The organism is Companilactobacillus heilongjiangensis (assembly GCF_000831645.3).
Lineage (GTDB): Bacteria > Bacillota > Bacilli > Lactobacillales > Lactobacillaceae > Companilactobacillus > Companilactobacillus heilongjiangensis.
The window spans coordinates 278,987-299,246 of the sequence record NZ_CP012559.1 but is presented as its reverse complement, the minus strand read 5'-3'; the positions used below and the strand labels follow the sequence as shown (position 1 = coordinate 299,246).

Genomic DNA, 20,260 nt, shown 5'->3' with positions numbered 1-20,260 from the left:
CCTTTGATATTCTAGACTTATTTCAGTTTAGATAAAAAACATTTATAAATTACGATACAATCTGTCTGTATTATTTTGCTAAACTTTAACCATGGAGCGGGTCCGTTATGGATTCGCATTAATTAAAGTTAAGGGGGACAGATAATGAAAATGTTTAAAAACATCGTTAGATTACTAGTATTAACAAGTCTTAGTCTGTCTTTCACACCCTTGACTACAGCTAAGGCAGTTGATGCTATTCAAGTCAAAAATGAAACAACAGCATCAACTGCTAATTCTAAACTTAGAATGACTTACAGTGCACTACCAGAAACTGAAAGTACTTCTACAGATAGTGGAACTACTGGTACAACCACGACAGCCGCAGCCGATACACCCGTAAGTTCAACTGTTAGTGTAAATGTTCTTTCAGGTATCCTTACATTGGAAGCTGTCCCTGATTTCAACTTTGGTACTATGACAGTCGGATCAATTGGTAAATTAAAGAGCAATACTGTTAGTACAGATGGCTTCATGCTAGATAATGGAACAAATACAGCAGATGCAACCGCAGGCCGTGATGGTAATGCTGATGGTACACTTGAGGTTGTTGATTCACGTAACAGTCTTTCAGAGATGCCTGGATTTACTCTTTCCGCTTCAATGGGACAATTAAATCCTACTATGCTCAATAAAGATATCGACTCCCCACTTGATGCGATTTTACATTTAAGTGCAGTTCCACTTTTGGATGATGAAAACAATAACGTTTCAACTACTGGTACAGATTTAAAGACTGACAAAGCTTCTATCAGTAGTGCTGCAGGAAACACCGTTCCCATTATGAATATGAGAGCCGGTTCATATAACGGTGGTCTCATCAAAGCCACTTTCAACACACCTGATTCTGCCAGCTTAGAAATTCCTGGTACAGGTAATAATACAAAGGTTTCTTCTAAGAAAATGAACGCCGTTGTTACTTGGACTTTGAATGCTGCACCAGCCAAAACAGATTAACAATAACCCACAGAATTCTAAATCAGAATTTTATGGGTTATTTTTTAACAAAAAAATTTTAATAATTTAATCGCAAAGTCAATATATCATGTTTAAACATGATACTATAACGATAGAAGCTCATTGGCTTGAAAGTTAAAGTGAGGAAACAATTATGATTGCAACTACAACTTGGAAACACAACTTAACTAATTATCAAAACATCGAAAACATCAACAACTCAGGACTTCAGCATCTTGAGATTTTCCAGCCATTGGCCACTGATAAAATCCGAATACAGCTTAATAATTTGTACGATGAAATTCCGTTAGAAATATCAAAGATGGAAATTTATTCGGATACATCTACCAAGAAAGTCGTTACCTTAGATGGTTCTTCACAATTTACTATCGAACCTCGACTGATCGAGTGGTCAGATTGGATCGATATTTCTCTACCAGCAAATGCCTTCTTGTCGATTGATATTTTTTCATCAAATAAGACCATCCACACTGCTGGATTGACTGTTTCTAATGACCTAATCAAAACCGTTGAAACTGATCCAGCCAATCCAAAGTATTTCTTTGGTCTCTCAGCTATTCAAGTAGAAGCAAAATCAACGCACAAAAAGATTGCATTCTTCGGGGACTCCTTAACTAACCAAGGCAACTATTCAGCTCCTCTATCTTTGGATCTCGAAACTAACTTTCACATCATGACCGCTAATTACGGAATCTCAGGCAATCGATTACTTCGTCCCGGCCATAGCACCTCACAGTGGTCCGCAAGCTTTGGCGAAGCCGGGTTTACTCGATTTGACCATATGCTGACTAATTATCAGCCTAACCTAGTTATCTTTATGGAAGGGCTTAATGACCTGCTACACCCAGGTACAGGAACACCAATAAACGAACTGCCAACAGCCGAAGCAATCGTTAAAGCAATTTATATTTTGAAAGCTAAATGTCGTAAACATGACGCTAAATTTGTACCAATGACCATCTCACCCTTTGGTAACTCAGACGGTTGGACACCTGAAAAAGAAGAAATACGTCAAAAAATCAATTCTGAACTACTAAAAATGCCTCACATTCTCGACATATCGGCATTGGTAGGCAAAGATAATCAGCTATTGCCTGAATTCGATTGTGGTGATCACGTTCATTTTTCCGCAAACGGTGGCAAAATTATCGCCGATTATATCAAGGAACAGTTAATTAGAAAGAAAATGATTTAATCAATCCAAAATTAGAAGAATCATTAAAAAAATAAACTAGTTGGACGAGATGAAGTTTAAAATATTCCTAGAATTCACCATTAATTTGTGATAATGGAATATACGTTTATTAATTTTATTTTAAATTACAATATCCCATTATTATGTTTAAATCATTTTCAATATAATATATTATTGAATAGTATATACAAACAATTGTATTGGAGCGTCGAAATATGGCTGAAACTACTAACAAGGATATTTATCAAGAACTCAAATCACGTGTCATCAATGGAAAATATAATATCAAAATGCGCCTGCCAACAGAAGAAGCACTAATTGCCGAATTTAATGTTAGTCGTTACGCTATCCGTAAAGCTATCAAGCAATTATCCGATGAAGGCCTAGTTTACAGTGTTAAAGGAAAAGGTGTCGTTGTTTTGGAACATACACCTCAAACTCAAGAAATCAATTTGAGCCTCAAAGAAATTGACAGTCTTCACGCCTTAAACAACTCTGAAGACATCAATCGCACGACTATTATTGCTGACTTTCAACAAATCATCGTCGATGAAAAGCTCAGTCACAAGACTTCCTTTGCCGTCGGTATTCCCGTCTACGCCATCAAGCGTGTTCGCCGAATCAACAATAAGAATGCCGTCTTAGATCTCAATTACTTTAACGCTCAAATTGTGCCTGATATAACATCAGAAATTGCCAAAGGATCAATTTATTCATATATTAAAAACACATTGCAAATGAAAATTGCCGTTGTTAAACGTCAGTTGCGAATCGAACATGCCGAACAAGTTGATTATGAACATTTGAATTTGGGTATTAACAATTGTGTGGGAAATATGATCAGTTTTGCCTTCAATGATGATGGAAAACAATTTGAATACACTGAATCACATTTCATACCAGACAACTTTATTTTTAACCAGATTATCAAGTTCTAGGGCCTACGGTTGTCAGAAATATAGTTCTGCGGTGGGGACCGGCACGAGCCAAGGTCTCGCGCCTCGATTTGAAGCCTTGCAAAAACCGCAAGTCTCCAAACTCGCCCCGTGGTGTAATGGCTAAAGCCATAACACCACCCTCACTGCAGACTATATTTCTGACAACCTCCGGCTAGCGTATAATCTGCTTCATAGTTAATTAAATATATCGAATATATTTATTGAGAAAATGGCTGCAAATTATGAAAAATAAATCTGAGGTGCTTTGATTGTTGATACTCATCTATCATCAGTCAAAACACTTTTTTTAATTTCAAAAATAAAATGAATATCAAAAAGAGTAGTACAAGTAATCAAATTAGATTACCAGTACTACTCTTTTCATTTTTAAATTTAAAAATAACTACATATTACAAAAATATATAAATTTAGCCGGAGGTTGGAAGTGATTTTTGCCTGCTGTGGAGGTGGAGTTAGGACTTTAGTCCTTACTCCACGGGACGACTTTGGAGACTTTCCGGTCTGTGGAAAGGCTTCAAAGCGAGGTTCGAGACCGTACTCTGGCTCGAACCGGTCCCCATAGCTGGCAAAAAATCACTTCCAACCGGAGGCGGTTAATAAGATTCAAATCCCACCAATGAATAATGATTAGGAATGTATTTTGTTTCAGTGCATTCAAAGAGACTACCCAAGTCAGTGTAAACATACTTCTTCAATACACCAACACAGTTAGCGTCATCAAGATCCAAATTGTCGAATTCTTTCTTAGTAGCTGATTCTACTGATGCGATTGAACGTGCAGCAGCAATTTTGAAAAGATTTTCATCACGAATATATTGATAAACTGAGCCTTCAGCATCCACGATTGATAAGTTAGGAATACTTTCTTTTCTGAAATAACTTGTATCAATAGCCATTGCTTTTCCATTGACCATTCTTAAACGCTCAATATAGTAAGCTTTGTCGCCAACGGTAAAAGATGTGTGCTTTGAAAGTGTATCGTCAATTTCAATTTCTTTAAATTCTAGGACCTTAGTTGTTAGTTTTTTGATGAATTTATTTTGTGGAAAACTCATCAAATCTTGGAATCCAAAATGATTGGCAGCTGAAAAGATAACTCGGTTGTCAACAATTGGCTCCAAAACGACTACGCCACGGCCTTTAACGGTATAAACTAGTCCATCGGCTTGTAACTTCTTTAGGGCACGGCGAATCGTATTTCTCGTAACGCTAAAACGTGACGACAAATCTTCTTCACCAGGTAAAATTGATTTTGGTGGATAAACGTCGCTGTCAATTTCGCCTTTTAATATATGGTATATATCTGAATATAAATTTTTTGGCATAATGTCTCCTCAATTGGTTCTGCAGTTTAAATAAATTACCCTCTAATGAAAAAATTTTAAAACGCCCCTCACAAACGTTTTTTATTTTCCAACATTACAGATTCATATGGTCGTAAAGTTACTGTCCCATTGCTCATTTCGATGCCTTCATAGTTCCCCAACAATAAATCGAAGCCATCAGAAATTTCCCTCTTTTGGGTTTTATCAGTAAAATTAGCCATTACTAAAATTTTACCCTTGTCATCATATCTTTCATAGCTATAAACGCTATTATCTTGGGCATTTAATAATTTATATTCCCCATCTGCTAATAATACCTTATTTTTACGTAAGAAAATCAAAGCACGATAGAAATTAAAGACATTGTTTTTCATTTTTAAGACTTTTTCAACTGAATAATCGTCATGATAAAGTGGTTCCAACCATGGCTTACCCGTGGTAAATCCGTAATATTTACTTGAATCCCATTGCATAGGCAAACGAGAATTCTCACGCGATTTCTGTTGTAAAATCTTGATAGCTAACTTCTTATCGACACCATTCTTAATCAAATCATTATAAGCATTGATTGATTCGTGGTCCTTATACTGACTAATATCAGTGAAATAGGCATTCTTCATTGCAATTTCGTCACCCTGATAAATATATGGCGTTCCTTGCAAACCGAATTCAACCATGGCCAACAACTTAGCCGATTGATCACGATATTTGTCATCGTCAGTAAAACGAGAAATTGCCCGTGGTTGATCGTGATTATTCCAGAATAATGCGTTCCAGCCACCTTGATGATTCATTTTAATTTGCCAATCGCTCAAGATTTTAGTCAAATCTGTCAATTTATAATGTCCCAAAGTCCATTTGTTGCCACCAGTATAATCGACTTTAACGTGGTGGAAAGTGAATGCCATGGAAAGTTCCTGACGTTTAGGATTGGTATACTTAACAGCTTCAGAAATCGGTGTAGATGACAGCTCACCAACAGTAATGAACTTATTAGGTCCAAAGACTTTCTCGTACATTTCATGAATATATTCGTGCACGTGTGGACCATTGGTATAGAAATTACGACCATCATCTAACGGTGTATCGAAAGAATCATTAGGTAAATTCTTATCCTTAGAAATATTATTGATAACGTCCAAACGGAAGCCATCGATACCTTTCTTAGCCCAATATGTCAGCATTTTGAAAATCTCAGCACGTAATTTTTCATTACGCCAATTTAGATCCGGCATCGTTACATCATACAAATGTAAATAATACTGATTTAATTCAGGAACATATTTCCAAGCGCTGCCACTGAATTTTGAAACCCAATTATTTGGTTCATGTCCATCAACCGGATCACGCCAAATATAGTAGTCATGATAAGGATTGTCTTTTGATTTCAACGCTTCTTGAAACCATTTATTCTCATTTGAAGTATGATTCAAAACCATATCCATGATGATCTTGATGCCACGCTTATGTGCTTCACTTAATAACTTTTCAAAGTCATCCATCGTTCCAAAAATTGGATCGATTTGATAATAATCAGCAATATCATACCCATTATCATTCCCCGGTGAGCGATACATAGGTGTTAGCCAGATTAGCCCGATACCTAATTCTTGCAAATAATCTAATCGAGAAATGATACCGTTGATATCACCGACGCCATCGCCGTTAGAATCTTGAAAGCTGCGCGGATAAATCTGATACACAGTTTCTTTTTGCCATTCCTTCATAAAAGTCGGTACTCCTCATTTTAAATATTAATTTAAGTCTACTTGACGCGTAACAGTTTATAATATGTTTATACACCTGTCAATCGTTTGATAATTTTAAATTTTCCAAAAAAGCACTTCCATTAGTATTATAATAGCTATTTTGTTGAGATTTAGCACGTGAAATTTTTTTTTGAAATTCTCTAAAAAAGGTAAATTTCACTAAGTTTTCCATCTCCAGTGCTGAGAGTAAGGATTTAAGCTCACTCTTGTCTTGATCCAATCCACATAACGCGTAAATATTCGTATCAGTTATATTTTAATATCTAAAATAAACTTAATACAAAAAAATTTGAATATTTTTCGTATTCACTATAATAATCCGGAAAGTGCTTGCATACCAAGGGTCAAGCTTACTCTTTGGCTTGGAATATTCAGCCAGTATTTTAGTTAGTTACCACACAGTGCTAGTCGATAATTTATTGCAGATATTCTCATAGATAATATTTCAGTATACAAATTTGGTTGAACATAAAAGCAATTGAATATTCGTACGTCAAGCTAATATCGCTTAATTAGTCGGAAGAGCTGGGAAATATTTGTGTGCCGTGGTAGTGGAATAAGTACGGGAGATTCCTCCCGTACTTATTCCACCGGACGAGTTTGGAGACTTACCGGTCTGTGGTAAGACTTCAAACCGAGGCCCGAGACCGCTCTTTGGCTCGGGCCGTTCCGCACAGCTTGAGAATATTTCCCAGCTCTCTAGACGGCATATTTAACCAGCATTTTCGTTAATTAAATTTTTTTAATCAAATCATATATAAAGCGTTATAACATCAATTATTCCTATTCTGATTAATTGTCCGTATGACACTATAACCTCTGTTAGAACGAGCTATATTGACTGCTAAGACTATCTGAGGGCAAAACTTAACTTCCGTCATTTTTTCTAAAATTTGAGGCTGATTTTTTTCGAAATAAAATTGTTTACAGCGGCCAAATAATAGTTTATATTCAAATTCTAATTTATGATTTGGAGATAAGAAGGATGCGTCAAATTACAACAGAGAGATTAATCATTCGTCCGCTTCACATGGTGGACCATGATGAATTAGAAGCGATTTTGTTGGATCCAGCAGTCGTTCGGTATACAAGGTATCGTGACGTCAAAACGCCAACTAATTTCACTGCTATTTTTGAAAGCCATTTTTTGAATACGGCTTATACATTTGGAATAGAAACAAAAGATGAACATAAGTTGATCGGTTTCTATGAATTCCATCCTGAAGATGCCACTGGCATTTTAACTTACGCTCTAGCACAAAGTGCTTGGGGCAAAGGCTACGTCGCTGAAGTGGGCAGTGCTATGATGGCCTACGGCTTTAACGTTTTGAATTTTGAAAGAATTGAAGCTCACTACGCCAGCACCAATCCACGTTCTGGCAAAGTTATGCAAAAAATGGGCATGCGCGATCTTGGTTCCATGGGCACTTTCCCTTCACCACACACTGGAGAAATCCGTCAGGTTATGGCTTATGAACTCAAAAAAGCCGACTGGATTATGGATAACCAACAAGTAGAAGCAGTCTAGATGAAAAAGCTCTCTGTGATAATCAAATGATTATTACAGAGAGCTTTTTTGATTTTTAAATTAACTCCTTGTGAATGCCCTGCATGCCACGTTCAATCTGTTCTAGTTCATCAGCGTAACCTTTCAATTGGTCACCATACTTATCAACTAATTCTTGATTGGTATCAGTTTTATAACGTAATTTATGTTCCAAACTAGCCCACATATCCATTCCAACGGTTCTAATCTGAATTTCTACTGGAACATCAATCGGTCCTTTAGCTTGAAAAACTGGTACTTTAACAACGATATGCAAACTACGGTAGCCACTTTCCTTCGGATGTTTAATATAATCCTTACGACGCAACAACGTGACATCGGTCTGATGTGTCAAAAGCTTTTCAACATTATAAATATCATCCATGTAATTGGTAATCACACGAATACCTGCAATATCATAAATATTTGCTTGAATACTGTCAGCCGTCAATTCATAACCTTTACGTTCAGCTTTCTGTACCAAACTTTGGACATCCTTCATACGTGATTCCATATGATGAATGGGATTGTAATCATAATTAACTTGAAATTCGGCATCCAAATTTTCCAATTTAGTACTGATTTCTCTTTGACCAGCCTGATAAAGCTGATACATCTTAATCATTTTAGAAAGTTCCTCAATATCTGGTCGATTGGCGACACCACTCAATTGAGTTTGAAGTTTATTTAAATTAATAGAATTCGATCTTTCTAGTATCATACATTTTTCCTTTGTTAGAGTTATTGTGAGTTCCGCCTCCGAGTTCGAGGGAGAAAAGTTGCCTGCTGTGGGACCGGCTCGAGCCAAAATACGGTCTCGACCCTCGTTTTTGAACTTCGCAAAAACCGCGAATTTCAAAAGACGTCCTGTGCTGTAATGGCTAAAGCCATAACACCACTGCCACTGCTGGCACCTTTTTTCCTCGAACTCTCCGGCTAATTTATTTCTTGAATTTATATTCTAATTTTCTAATTTAACAATATATACGCATGGTGCTAGTTGATAACCTACTACAGACATTTCATAGCCTAAAATTGCTTGAATACTTTTACACTCTAATAATAACGATTAATTAGTCGGAAGAGCTAGGAAATATTTGTGTGCCGTGGTAGTCTGAGACCGCACTTTGGCTCGGGCCGTTCCGCACAGCTTGAGAATATTTCCCAGCTCTGGAGACGGCATATTTAACTAACACCACACGTAAATAATATATACTTGCCCTTATTTAATAATTTCGATTTTTTTCGTTCCCCGTTAAAACAAAAAGACAACCTCAACTCGGTTGTCTTTATTCTATACTTATTTAGTTTAAATATATAATTCTGTTTCAGCTGGCTTAGTCTTGCCAATAATTTTACCGTTATGAACTGACAATAAGACTGAAGCTCGTTTGTTCAAAGCATCATAGAAGTTATGAGCATTGATCAAGACAAAGTTAGCTGGTTTGCCGACTTCAATTCCATACTGATCTTGAACATGCATGGCACGGGCACTGTTAGTTGTAATGAATTTGTATGAATCCATAATTTGTTGGTGACCCATCATTTGTGTAGCGTGCAAGCCTTCTGCCAAAACATCGTACATATTACCGTTACCCATTGGATACCAAGGATCTTTAATATCATCTTCACCAAAGGCTACGTTGATACCATTTGCATTTAGTTCCTTAACGCGTGTTAGGCCACGGCGCTTTGGATATGTATCAAAACGTCCGCCAAGATACATATTAACTAATGGATTTGAGATAAAGTTCATGTTTGACATCTTCAAAAGGCGCATCAATTTGTACATATAAGCATCGTTATACGAACCCATAGCGGTAGTGTGTGACGCCGTTACTCTTTCGCCCATACCACTTTCATAAGCAAGTGTTGCAAGGGTTTCAAGACTTCTAGAACTTGGATCATCTATTTCATCACAGTGTGCATCGAACAACAAGTCATTTTTTTGTGCTAAGTCAAAAGCAAAGTGGAGTGATTCAACTGAATATTCACGATTGAACTCAAAATGTGGAATGGCACCGACAACGTCAACTCCTAAGTCGACAGCTTTTTCCATCAATTGCTTGCCATTCGGATAAGAAAGAATCCCCTCTTGTGGAAAAGCAACCAATTGCAATGTCATCCAGTCTTTAACAGACTCACGCACATCAATCAAAGCCTTGAGAGCTTTCAAGCTGGGGTCAGTTACATCAACATGTGAACGAACGAACTGAATTCCGTGACTAGCCTGCATCTTCAAAGCTAACGTAGCACGTTTTTTGACATCTTGATAAGTCAGGTCTTTTTTACGTTCAGACCAAATACGGATACCGTCAAATAAAGTTCCATTTTCATTCCATTCTGGTTGACCGGCAGTCAAAGTACTGTCCAAGTGAACATGTGGATCAACGAACGGTGGTAAAAGTAATTTTTCGTGACCAACAATAACTTCTTCGTCATCTTTAGGGGTTAGATGATCAGCAATTTCGGCAAATTTGCCATCTTCAATTCTGATATCTTGAGCCGGCTGATTTTCGATTTTGACTTGTTGTAATAACATTGCGATACACTCCTTCGAATTTTTGATATAGTATACATTTTTGAGTTGACAATGCCAAATTTCTACTTTAGACTTTACAGCAATATAGATCTTTTTAAGGGCAGTCCAGCGAGGCTGACAAAAGAGCGGTAAATTTTGACAATCGAGGGGACTGCTCATCCAAGCAGTCCCTTTTTTTACTGCTCACATATGGGGGTAGAAAAATGACAAAAAAAGAACATATTGAAGCAACTACACCAGATCAGCGGGCGATGTCCAGATGGGACATGTTTGCGACTTGGATCGGTGCTAACGCCAATAATGGTACTTGGTATATTGGAGGCGTTATCGCAGCTGTCGGTTTAATCAAAGCATCTTCTCTGTTAGTAGTAGTTGGTTCACTTTCGTACATTTTACTAGGCTTCGCATCATACATGGGTTATAAAACGGGCTTACCAGCTATGGTACTAACTCGACCATCCTTTGGTATCAAAGGTTCAATTATTCCGTCAATCGTCAACGTTGTCCAATTTATTGGTTGGGCAGCTATCAATACTTTTATCGCCGCAACATCAATCAGTATCATCCTCAAAGATATCCTCGGTTGGAACAGTTCTTCCTTCCACAATCAATTCAGTATTATCATCGGCATTGTCGTTATGTCCATTCTACATCTAATCTCGATTTCATTAGGTGAAAAATCTGTTAAATGGATCGAACGTGTCGGAATTATTCTTGTTATTATTCTAGTTACTTGGGAATCAATCGTCGTTTTGAAGACTGTTCCATTCCACGAAATCGTTAAATATGAACCAGCTGCTAAGTTCCAATTGCCTAGTGGAAAAATCGTTGATATCTTAGCTGCCTTTAACTTAGCTTGGGTAACAGCTGCCGCAGACTTCAGCCGTTTTACAAAAGATAAGCATGCTGCAACAACAGCTTCATTCTTAGGTGCTAACGTTGGTTTATTCTGGTTTGCTTTCATCGGTCTGATTGCCACTATTGCCACAGCCATCACCATCAATAAGTTTGATCCTAATAATGCCGATCCTAGTACAATCGCTGCCAAACTTGGCTTAGGAATCCTGGCTATGTTGGTCATCGTTATCACTAGTACAACTGCCAACGCCGTTAACTTGATGGCTGCAGGCTCAGCTTTAACAAATATTTTCCATCGCTTAAAATTAACACCTGCACTTTGGATTGTTACATTAGTCGCAACAGTAATGACATTCATCCCCGTTTACATCGCAAGTTTCCTAACAACTTTTGAAACCTTCTTGGATGGGATTGGTATGTTCTTGGGACCAGAAATTGCAATCTTCTTAATTGACTTCTTCGTCATTAAACAAAAGAACTATCAAGTTTCCGAATTCTCTAAAGTCAACGGTAGTTACTGGTATACCAAAGGCGTCAATCCAATCGCCATCGTCACATGGGCAATCGGTGTAATCAGTTACCTTATCTTGAATAAACTGGGATTCATCATCGCTACAACCGGAGCAACTTTCCCAGCAATGTTCATCACAGCAATCTGTTACTTAGTTGCTAACAAAATGGTTAATAGTAAACAAAACTAAAAATAGACTAATACTTATGATTACTCGTTATAAGTATTAGTCTATTATTTTTGTATTAATTAACGGTTAATTTAATGTAAAAATTTAGTAAATCTGACTTTAAACATCCCGTCTACAGAGCTGGGAAATATTCTCAAGCTGTGCGGAACGGTCCGAGCCAAAGTTCGGTCTCGAACCTCGGTTTGAAGCCTTGACACAGTTCGTCAAGTCTCCAAACACGTCCGGTGGTATGAGTACGGGAGATTCCTCCCGTACTCATACCACTACCACGGCACACAAATATTTCCCAGCTCTTCCGACTAATTAATCTGTAATAATTGATATAAATCTTTAAATAAATTATTGCTTAACACTACACTTCATCAAAAAAATAAATTAGTTGGAAGAATTGAGAGTATTCAACCAAGTTTCGAGGCTGCTCTTGAACTCGGTCAGCTCCGCACGGCAGATAAATAATCTCAGTTCTAAAAAAAACAAATTATTTCTGAGTAGCCTTACGATGCCACAAGAAAATTCCTAACAACAATATCACACTGATCAGGCACGATAAGCCAAATGTCATGTGCATCCCATCAATAAATAGTTGCGGTTTACTTGGGATATATGATTTAACTCGGCTGCCATCCAAAATTGACATTGAACCGAATAATAATGTTGTCGACATTGCTGAACCAACTACCATCCCGACTGTTCTGGCTAAACTGTAAACACTGCCTGCTGAACCATAGTCCTTCTCATCGACATTTTCCATAACTAAAACATTATTTGGCGAATGGAATAATCCATTACCTAAACCTGCAAAAGCTGCTCCGATGGCAAAAATCCAGATTGGATTATGGAGTCCACTAATGACGTAGAAAATCTGTCCAAAACTGATAATTGCTAAACCAACTAACGTAATTTTAAATGGATCGTGACGGTCAGCTAACGAACCTGACATTGGAGCAATAAACAATTGCACAACTGGGAATATCAACAAGAAAAAGCCACTGAATAGTGGACTGAAGCCACGTGCATTTTGTAGATAAAATGGTGCCAAAACATCGAAGAAGAAATCAACGATAAAGACCATGAAACAAGCTAACAATTGCATCGTAAACCATTTATTTTTAAATAACGCAACTGGTAGAATCGGTTCAGCTTGCTTGGACTCATAACGATAAAGAATAACTAACAGGATTAAACCGACAATCGTCAAACTGAGAATACGCCAATCAGCCCAGCCCCACTGTTGACTCAAGAGAATTCCGATAAACATACTGGTAAATCCGACTAATAATAAAACTGAACCAGCCAGGTCAAATCCATCATTGGCAAAGGTTTTATCCAATTTACTAGGTAAATATTTAACTAAAATATACGTTGCGATAAATCCTATTGGAACATTCAACCAGAAAATAATGTGCCATGGGAAAAAGTTCAATAAAATTCCACCCAAACTTGGTCCAATAATACCACCGAGTGAAACGAATGAACCCATCCACCCCAACGCTTGACCGCGACGATTGTCTGGAAAGACTTCTACAATAATCCCATTTGAAGTAGCCATCGTCATTGCGGCCCCAATTGCCTGCAGACTTCGTGACAAAATCAACGATAGCCAATTCACAGACAAGGCACACAGAGCTGAACTGATAACGAAAATCACTGTTCCTAATTTGAAAAATTTTATCTTGCCATACTTGTCACCTAATTTTCCAAATATCATCAGCGTACTGCTCATCACGATTAGATACATCGTCACGACCCAGTTAATCAAACTCATATTGGTACTCAATGCCTTACTCAAGACTGGTAGCGCCACGGTGACAATGCTACTATCTAGAGTAGACATGAATATCACAATGCCGATACCAAGCAAAATCATCGTTAAATTTTTATTCTCAACTTGTTTCATAATTCCCCTCGATACTATATATTAATATATATAGTTTAATACATAGTTTAGAATTGTAAAGGAGATTCTATATGGCACGTTCTAACACGCTACAATACATAATTCTAGGCTTACTGACGCGTAATCCATTAACCGGTTATGACATTAAGCAAACCTTCGACAAAGAAAAAGCAGAATTTTGGACAGCACCTTTCAGCCAAATATATCCCGAATTAAATCGAATGCTGAATAACGATTTAATCAGTCTCTTGCCTCCTACTGATATCAATACTCGTAAGAAAACTTACCAATTAACTGAGCATGGTCGCGATACTTTTGAGGAATGGTTGAAATTGCCACTATCTTCGCCTGAATCCACTTTAGATAACGACAACTTTATTCTGCGATTGCACTTTCTAGGAGATACGGATCCAACCTTTTTGAAGCAGTTATTAGCTTTACGAGTTAAAACACTCAATCTTGAAATTGCCCAATTAGAATTTGAATTAGCTGAGGTCGTCAATCATCCGGAACAGTACGGACGTGAACTCATTATCAAAAAAGAACTAACTAATAAGAAGTCCGATGTTAAGCTTTGGAAAAAAGAACTAAAATAATATTTTGGTCATTAAAATAGCGTTGCTAATCACGAAAGTGATTAACAACGCTATTATTTTTTTCTAAATTTTAACGATTCCAATTCCAATCAAACCAGGTCCGGTATGAACTCCCAAAGCAGGTCCAACTTGACCTAAGAATTCTTGCTTACCCTTAATTCCATTATCATGCAATAAATCCAGCATCTTTTGACCACCAGGTTCGTCAGCACCATGTCCAACTGCCAAAAGACAATCACTGCCATCACTCAAGAATTCCTGAGCAAAGTTCAACAACATCTTCTGACCTTTCTTCATACCACGTGCCTTAGCAGCAATCGTATATGAGCCATCGGTTTTACATGTAATAATTGGTGCCAATCTTAACATTCCACCAACTGCAGCGGCGGCAGCACTGATTCGTCCACCAGCACGCAAGTATTCCAATGTTGGAATGCAGAAGTAAACAACCGTTTTGGTAATCATTTCAGCAACTTTAGCTGTAACGTCAGCGAATTCTTTGCCATCGTCAATCATATTCTTGGCTCCAACAGCAATCAAACCTGCCGCTACAGCAACTTGCTTCGTATCAAAATAAGCTGAAGTGAATCTATCGTCATCATCAAGAAAGACTTTCAAGAAATTAAATGTTCCGCTCAAACTGGATGAAACCGAGATTGAGACAATGTGATCATATCCATCCGCAGCAATTTTATCGAGCGTCTCTTGAATCGACTCACCTGAAGGCAATGAAGTCTTAGGAATTTCAACTGGTAAATCTTGGTAAACTTTTTCAGCCGAAATTTCGACACGATCAAGGTATGTTCGGTCATGGTAAGCAATTTGCATTGGTAATTCATAAATACCAGGCTTTTCGAGATATTCTTTCGGTAAATCGCAACAGGAATCTACCAATACAGCAATCTTTTCCATTATAATTAACTCTTTTCGTCTAAATTATTCGTTTCAATCATTAATATTTTTTTCGTAATTAATTTCGTAGCAAAGGCCATCGTGACCATTTCCACCAACAAATAGGCTGATGATTGGTCTTTTTCGGAAAGCACTTGGCCTTCTTCACGATGATTGAGCATCTTCAATGCCAATTCCTGTTTGTCACAGAAAAAGTCATATGCTTTAGCAATACCGCCTTTTGATCTCGTCTGAACTTCAAGTCCCTCTTGAATGTCATTGATAGAAACAACTTGTTTCAAAAAAGTAATGGCAATCAAATAGGCTAAATGTTCACGAGTATACCGTTTCTTCTCAGGATGTGGCAACAAGCCATTTTTAACATAGTTATTAACCATTGAGGTTGTGACAACTGGACTATTCTCCAACCAAACTGGGCCAATATATTTATCAACTAGTGTTAATAATTGATCACGATACAAGTCCAATTCAGGTAGTTCCTCAAATCTTGGCAAGTGATAGTTTTCCATATTATCTAACCATGTTTGCAATTCATCCATAAGTAACCGCTCTCCTTTTGTAATTACCATTATAATTTATCATAGTTATTCTAACTATTCAATCTAGTTTCTAAAACTAGGTGTAAAAATATTATATATGTGTCTGCCGTTTCCAGAGCTGAGAGTATTCATTCTGCTGCGCGGCACGGCTCGAGCCAAAGGACGGTCTCGAACCTCGGTTGAAGCCTTTCCAAAAGGCGGAAAGTCTCCAACACGTCCGGTGGTGTAAGAGCTGAAGCTCTAACGCCACTTTCGCTGCAGATGAATACTCTCAGCTCTTCCAACTAATTTTTTATTTAGGATATTTAATCACCGAATACTTAAGATATGGTAAATTAAACCATCTGTTTTAATGGCGATGCTCATATCCAATTCAAATCTTTCAAATTTCAATAGATCAAAAGGTGTAAATTCGAACCCAACTTGAAGCTTTCAAAACCATAAAATTTCAAATAACGAATATTCTCTGTCCTGGAGACGGAAAGCAAAAAAAGCCCTGAATACTTTATTCAAGACTTTCCTTCAAATCATGTTCACGCCAACCCATCGCTATTACTAGCACAAGGCCCGCAGCTGTCAATAAAATAATATAACCAATATTACGGCCGAAATTGGTATCGCCTAAATACAAATCGCCTAGTAAAGTTGCCATCACGGCTACCCAGATTCCAACGCGTTGAACTCTTGTAAAGGCTGTCCCAGTTTGGCTCCGTCTTTCTCTCTTCGTAATATATGGTAATACAAAACCTAATCCAATTAAAACAATAATGGCTACAAAATTAATAACCAATTCATACCACCACATTGATGAACCGAATGGGACATCTTGTGGCCCTACGGCAGCGACTGTAGCTACTCCTGTGAGTAACAAACACCACCAACCGACAATTAATGATAATTTTTTATTTTTAATATAAACGTATCCCGAACTGAACTTGTCATCATGCCATCTGACTTTAATAAAGGACCAGAAGATCCAACAAGTTACACCGGGTGAAATAATTCCGTTCAAGTTTAGCAGCCAGTTGAAGATATCTTTCATGTTTGGCAACAAAATACCTAAGAACATGATAAAGGCACTCAAACCAACTGTTAATAAATACCCATTGATAGGTAATCCTGCGGAATTAGTTTTGCGCAAAAACTTTGGCATATATTTATTACCTGTATCAGAAATCAACATTCTCGTCATCGCATTTAACAAGACGGCCAACAAAGCAGCTAAGTAGAAAATTTCGGTAAAGGCAAAGAAATACATCAGCGTATTTCCCATATGGAATCGCTCGCCTAAAGCTTGGAACGCATAATAGGATCCGTTGATTTTCAAATCATCTGGCAAATGATAGGCGTTGAAAAAGACACCTAATGAGAATGATCCAAAAATCGTTAAGAATCCAGTCATTATAGACAACATAATCATGGCTTTAGGAAAGTCACGATTAGGATTACGCATCTTCGTTACAAATGGCGCAATTCTTTCAGCACCATTAATGGCAAAGATCAAAAATCCTAAAGTCGTCAGATAATGCAAATTAAATGTTGGTACAATCGTGTGGACGGTCAACGGCTTGGTCGCAATATGACCACCCATCGAAAGAGCTGTTACGGTCATCAAAACGAATAAGACCGTCATCCCAAACATGGCGATTCCACCAATAGTACTCAATATTTCAAGCGATCGCTCGAAACGGGATTGGATGATTATGAAAAAGATAAAGATCAACAATGTAAATAGTGCGAAATGACTGTTTGACATCTGTGTCTGTAGCTTAGCGTTACCGTTAACGACCCATCCCAATGCTACCGCGATAGTATTTGCGGTATCTACAACATAAGGAATCGAGGCAGCCCAATACGTCCAAGCTGCGAAATAGCCTAAGAACTCTCCACTAGTTTCTCTTACCCAAGATGTTAATCCACCACCGTCGTCATCGAACGTGGACCCCAACTGGCCCACCATCAACGAGTACGGAATAACATAAAGGAGAATCATAATGATCCAGGACGTTATAACGCCCATACCTTGGTTTTGGAAGTTGTAAGTCAGGTCATCGAACCCAACAACTGTCACAAAATCCATCAGGGCCAACACTGGCCAGCTGATATACTTCTTCTTTGTATCTAATTCTGTCATGGCGTTTTCCTCAAGTGAAAATAAATCATTCTTCCAAATTTATTCACCTAACGGTTACTTCAAATATACAATATTTAAAAATAAATAGTAGAAAAATGATTTAAAAATATCAAAAAAATTAAGCGCTTACTTCCCCGACATGACCGCAATCGCAAAGATTGACCTTTTGGTATACATTATGGAAAGTTAAGCAACTCGAAATATTTTACCATAAAAAAACTAGCTAGCATACAGAAATATTTTATGTAACCTTTTCTTGACGATACCATTAAAAAAAGAACGTGATAAAAGTTAATTTACCACGTTCTTTTTGAATTCTATTAAATTTAATTTATCAAATTATTCAGCTTGAAATATTCAACTACATATAAGTCAAACTAATATCCTAGCCGGAGGTGTTCAGTAATGCAGTCTGCAATGGAGGTGGCGTTATGGCTTTAGCCATTACACCACGGGACGAGTTTGGAGACTTACCGAACTTTAGTAAGTCTTCAAATCGAGGTTCGAGACCGCTCTTTGGCTCGGGCCGGTCCCCATAGCAGAACTACATTACTGATCACCTTCGGCGGCATACCTAAAAAAACAAATTATTTTTCAGCTAAATTATATTCTTTCCAGCCAAATGCAATTACAAGTGCAATTCCCAAAATACTTAACATAACAATTGAAACGATGTTGTGCTCGTAATTAGAACCACCCAAGTATAAATCACCAACAATTGTTAAGAACAATGCAGCTAAGATACCAGTCCATTGTAGACGTGTAAACGCTGAACCTGTTGTACTACGTGTCTCACGACGAGTAACGTATGGCAACAATGCCCCTAATCCAATCAAGACAATCAGAGATACAAAGTTAATAATTAATTCGTACCACCAAGTTGATCCACCAAAGGTAACATCTTGAGGTCCGATACCAAAAATTGTCGCTACGGCAGTGATAATTAAGCACCACCAACCAACTGACAATGCCAATTTATCATTTTTGATATAAACATAATCAGATGGGAACTTCTTACTATCTTGACGAATTTTAATAAATGCAAAGAAAATCCAGCAAGTAACACCTGGCGAAATGATTCCGTTCAAGTTTAATAGCCAGTTGAAAATATCATTCATACTTGGCAAGAAAATACCCAGTAACATGATGAATGCACTCAAACCACAAGTTAATAAGTAACCATTAACTGGCAATCCATTACCATTGGTTTTACGCAAAACTTTTGGCATATATTTAGCACCAGTATCTGAAATCAACATTCTTGTCATCGCATCCAACAAGACTGCCAACAACGCTGCTAAATAGAAAACTTCTGTCCAAGCAAAGATATACATTAACAAATTACCTAGATGATATTGTTCACCCAAGGCTTGGAATGCATAGTATGAACCATTCATTTTCAAATCATTTGGTAAATGATAAGCGTCAAAGAATACACCCAATGAGAATGATCCAAAGATAGTTAAAAAGGCCGTCATAACGGCTAACATAATCATAGCTTTAGGAAATTCACGTTTTGGATGGCGCATTTTCGTAACGAACGGTGCAATCAATTCAGCACCATTAACGGCATAAATCAATAAACCGATAGTTGTTAAATAATGTAAATCAAATTTCGGAACAATTGTATGAATATTCATTGGTTGCGTTGCGATGTGACCGCCCATTGATAAAGCAGTGAATGTCATCAGAACGAATAATACGGTCATTCCGAACATCGCAATTCCACCAATCGTACTCAATACTTCCAGTGAACGTTTGAAACGAGACTGAACAAAAATAAAGACGATAAAAGTTATTAAAGTCCAAAAGGCAAACCAGCCGTTCGACATATGGCTTTGTAAATGAGCATTACCATAATAAGCCCAGCCTAAACCAACAACAATTGAGTTGGCTGTATCAACAACGTAAGGAATTGACGCTGCCCAGTAAGTCCACGCAGTAAAATATCCTAAAAACTCCCCACTAGTTCCGCGGACCCATGAAGTCAGCCCACCACCTTCGTGATTGAAAACTGATCCTAATTGACCAACCATTAATGAATATGGGATAACATATAAAAATAGCATGATAATCCATGAAGTAATAACACCCATACCTTGGTTTTGAAAGTTATACGTTAAATCATCAAAACCGATTACGGTAACAAAATCCATTAAGGCAAGAATTGGCCAACTAATATAGCTCTTTTTTGGTTCCAAATCTTCCATAAATAATCTCCCCGATAAAATATTTATATATAAAACACAAGTTTATATTTTACAACTTAT

15 protein-coding genes are annotated in these 20,260 nt (G+C 37.5%); 6 read left to right on the top strand and 9 right to left on the bottom strand.

Going from position 1 to position 20,260, the window contains the following annotated elements; genetic code table 11:
* Positions 1–144 precede the first annotated feature (144 nt).
* From JP39_RS01235 to JP39_RS01225, 3 genes are all read left to right on the top strand, one after another.
* On the top strand, positions 145–996 hold the full coding sequence (locus JP39_RS01235; protein WP_041499759.1) for a WxL domain-containing protein: 852 nt from the start codon (positions 145–147) through the stop codon (positions 994–996).
* Positions 997–1,150: 154 nt separating this feature from the next.
* Positions 1,151–2,212 carry a GDSL-type esterase/lipase family protein gene (locus JP39_RS01230; protein WP_041499756.1) on the top strand — a complete coding sequence of 354 codons (1,062 nt, stop codon included), beginning with the start codon at positions 1,151–1,153 and terminating at the stop codon, positions 2,210–2,212.
* Positions 2,213–2,427: 215 nt separating this feature from the next.
* Positions 2,428–3,150, top strand: a complete 723-nt coding sequence (locus JP39_RS01225; protein WP_041499755.1) for a GntR family transcriptional regulator — start codon at positions 2,428–2,430, stop codon at positions 3,148–3,150.
* Between the two features lie 614 nt (positions 3,151–3,764).
* On the opposite strand, the gene JP39_RS01220 is transcribed toward JP39_RS01225, so the two are convergent.
* Together JP39_RS01220 and JP39_RS01215 are read right to left on the bottom strand one after the other, a co-directional pair.
* Positions 3,765–4,496 carry a GntR family transcriptional regulator gene (locus JP39_RS01220; protein WP_041499753.1) on the bottom strand — a complete coding sequence of 244 codons (732 nt, stop codon included), beginning with the start codon at positions 4,494–4,496 and terminating at the stop codon, positions 3,765–3,767.
* Positions 4,497–4,564: 68 nt separating this feature from the next.
* Positions 4,565–6,223, bottom strand: a complete 1,659-nt coding sequence (locus tag JP39_RS01215; RefSeq protein WP_041499752.1) for an alpha,alpha-phosphotrehalase — start codon at positions 6,221–6,223, stop codon at positions 4,565–4,567.
* A 1,027-nt stretch (positions 6,224–7,250) separates the two neighbouring features.
* On the opposite strand from JP39_RS01215, the gene JP39_RS01210 reads away from it, so the two are divergent.
* A complete protein-coding gene (locus JP39_RS01210) occupies positions 7,251–7,793 on the top strand; it encodes a GNAT family N-acetyltransferase (protein WP_041499751.1) in 543 nt (180 codons plus the stop codon).
* 55 nt (positions 7,794–7,848) lie between these two features.
* Here JP39_RS01210 and JP39_RS01205 read toward each other — a convergent pair whose 3' ends face one another.
* Positions 7,849–8,532: a GTP pyrophosphokinase gene (locus tag JP39_RS01205; RefSeq protein WP_041499749.1), complete on the bottom strand. Its 684-nt coding sequence runs from the start codon at positions 8,530–8,532 to the stop codon at positions 7,849–7,851.
* 588 nt (positions 8,533–9,120) lie between these two features.
* The gene (gene codA / locus JP39_RS01200; RefSeq protein ID WP_041499747.1) at positions 9,121–10,353 is read right to left on the bottom strand and encodes a cytosine deaminase; all 1,233 of its coding nucleotides are present in this window, start codon (positions 10,351–10,353) and stop codon (positions 9,121–9,123) included.
* A 203-nt stretch (positions 10,354–10,556) separates the two neighbouring features.
* On the opposite strand from codA, the gene JP39_RS01195 reads away from it, so the two are divergent.
* On the top strand, positions 10,557–11,912 hold the full coding sequence (locus JP39_RS01195; protein ID WP_041499745.1) for a cytosine permease: 1,356 nt from the start codon (positions 10,557–10,559) through the stop codon (positions 11,910–11,912).
* A 478-nt stretch (positions 11,913–12,390) separates the two neighbouring features.
* Here the strand turns inward: JP39_RS01195 and JP39_RS01190 are convergent, their stop codons facing one another.
* Entirely contained in the window at positions 12,391–13,809 is a 1,419-nt protein-coding gene (locus JP39_RS01190) for an MFS transporter (protein WP_041499744.1), read from the bottom strand.
* Positions 13,810–13,880: 71 nt separating this feature from the next.
* Between JP39_RS01190 and JP39_RS01185 the strand changes: the two genes are divergently transcribed.
* A complete protein-coding gene (locus JP39_RS01185) occupies positions 13,881–14,405 on the top strand; it encodes a PadR family transcriptional regulator (RefSeq protein ID WP_048698757.1) in 525 nt (174 codons plus the stop codon).
* A 63-nt stretch (positions 14,406–14,468) separates the two neighbouring features.
* Here JP39_RS01185 and JP39_RS01180 read toward each other — a convergent pair whose 3' ends face one another.
* The 4 genes from JP39_RS01180 to JP39_RS01165 form a co-directional block, all read right to left on the bottom strand.
* Positions 14,469–15,317 carry a DegV family protein gene (locus JP39_RS01180; protein ID WP_041499743.1) on the bottom strand — a complete coding sequence of 283 codons (849 nt, stop codon included), beginning with the start codon at positions 15,315–15,317 and terminating at the stop codon, positions 14,469–14,471.
* Positions 15,318–15,322: 5 nt separating this feature from the next.
* Positions 15,323–15,856 (bottom strand): DUF1836 domain-containing protein, encoded by a 534-nt coding sequence (locus JP39_RS01175; RefSeq protein WP_041499742.1) that lies wholly within the window; start codon positions 15,854–15,856, stop codon positions 15,323–15,325.
* A 505-nt stretch (positions 15,857–16,361) separates the two neighbouring features.
* A complete protein-coding gene (locus tag JP39_RS01170; RefSeq protein WP_041499741.1) occupies positions 16,362–17,990 on the bottom strand; it encodes an APC family permease in 1,629 nt (542 codons plus the stop codon).
* A gap of 587 nt (positions 17,991–18,577) precedes the next feature.
* A complete protein-coding gene (locus JP39_RS01165) occupies positions 18,578–20,200 on the bottom strand; it encodes an APC family permease (protein WP_041499739.1) in 1,623 nt (540 codons plus the stop codon).
* Between the last annotated feature and the right edge of the window lie 60 nt (positions 20,201–20,260).